The organism is Dellaglioa sp. CoH-57-MRSF-17 (assembly GCF_056782015.1).
In genome coordinates this window covers 1-660 of sequence record NZ_JBXAXY010000027.1, presented here as the reverse complement: position 1 = coordinate 660, position 660 = coordinate 1, and the positions used below count along the sequence as shown (strand labels likewise).

The following is a 660-nucleotide window of genomic DNA, read 5'->3' as shown; positions in this document are numbered from 1 at the left end:
CCCAACGTGCGTATTGCCGCAGCAGTGCGCCACGCACCGTCTTTTCCGGAATTGCGTCTACGTTCATGCTTGCTCCCAACACCAGTTGTCCATCATCCACTTGATCCACGCAAGACGCGTGGCCCGAAGTCGCGGCTCAGCGTCATCGGCCTCCGCATCGAACCCGGAATCGCGACGTGCTCGGAGCCACGACTCTAGTACATTATGGGCCCCGAGGGACGCACGGATAGCGGCGCGCACCTTTTGAGCTTCTACACTGTAGATACCGGGCTTTCCTTGGTCCAGCGCTTCCCCCGCTGCCTGCACCGCGCAGCACACGAAATAATTCGGTGATACAGTTTTCAATGGTGTTGCCTGCACCAACGAATGTGCCAGCTCCAGCACCGCATATCGAATCTTGTTCATGCTTGTTCTCCGCACCAGTTTTCGAGCATCCACTCGGCCCACGCGATGCGGGATTCAAGAACACCGGGCAACGAATCGATGTAGCCAGAGTAGGGAGCGTCTCCCACCGTGCCCTCGTATTCAGGAAGCGCACCCTGCGCCACGAGCCATGTCGTGTACGAGTGGTGCCCGTCCAACAATTCGCGAATGCGATGCTTCAGAGCCAAAGACTGTTGGTAATACGTGCGCTTCACTTCACGATCAGAAAATGGGCGC

The 660-nt window shown here is 57.7% G+C and carries 1 protein-coding gene; it reads right to left on the bottom strand.

What is annotated here, in order from left to right:
* Window positions 1-401: 401 nt before the first annotated feature.
* On the bottom strand, window positions 402-660 hold a 259-nt coding region (locus AC1RPJ_RS07675; protein ID WP_481762827.1), incomplete at its 5' end, for a hypothetical protein.